Source organism: Micromonospora sp. B11E3, assembly GCF_039871625.1.
Lineage (GTDB): Bacteria > Actinomycetota > Actinomycetes > Mycobacteriales > Micromonosporaceae > Micromonospora.
In genome coordinates this window covers 1-571 of the sequence record NZ_JBDPMC010000254.1, presented here as the reverse complement: position 1 = coordinate 571, position 571 = coordinate 1, and the positions used below count along the sequence as shown (strand labels likewise).

The following is a 571-nucleotide window of genomic DNA, read 5'->3' as shown; positions in this document are numbered from 1 at the left end:
GTTGGGGCCTCGGCCGCCGGGTGGGGGCAGTGCCGAGGTCATCGCCGACGAGGTGGTCGGGGGCTGGGGTGGCGGTCAGCGCGGTTGACTGATCCGCGCTGGGTGCCCTGATCCGGGGCGGGGAAGGGAGCGTTGCGCGTTGGCCGCCGCCGTTCCGACCGTTGAGCTCGACGAGAGCGCGATGCGGGTTTTGGAAGGGTTCACCGGGTTCAGGTTGTCCCGGACGAAGCTGCCGTTGTTGTGGCAGGACATCGGTACGGCCGAGGTGCTGGAGCATCGGGTGCGTACGGTGCTTGGTCCGTTGCTGGAGCAGGCGATCAGGGCGGTCGGGGAGGCGGGGGAGGGCGAGGTCTTCGACCGGTTCGTGGCCCAGACCGTTCCGTTCGTGAGGAAGATGGCCGAGACGGCTGACCTGCTGCTCGCCGTGATCGAGGCGGAGAAGAAGTTCTTCCTCGAGACGGAGACCGGCAAGCGTACGGCGGTGGCCATGTTCAGTTTCATGATGGCCGAGTTCGCCGTCGCCGCCGCGATGTGGTTCTGGAATCCGGTGGGGGCGGCGGCACACGTCGCC

1 protein-coding gene is annotated in these 571 nt (G+C 68.3%); it reads left to right on the top strand.

Going from position 1 to position 571, the window contains the following annotated elements; genetic code table 11:
* Positions 1–181 precede the first annotated feature (181 nt).
* Positions 182–571: hypothetical protein (locus ABGB16_RS33950; RefSeq protein ID WP_347672132.1), on the top strand; the 390-nt coding region annotated here is incomplete at its 3' end.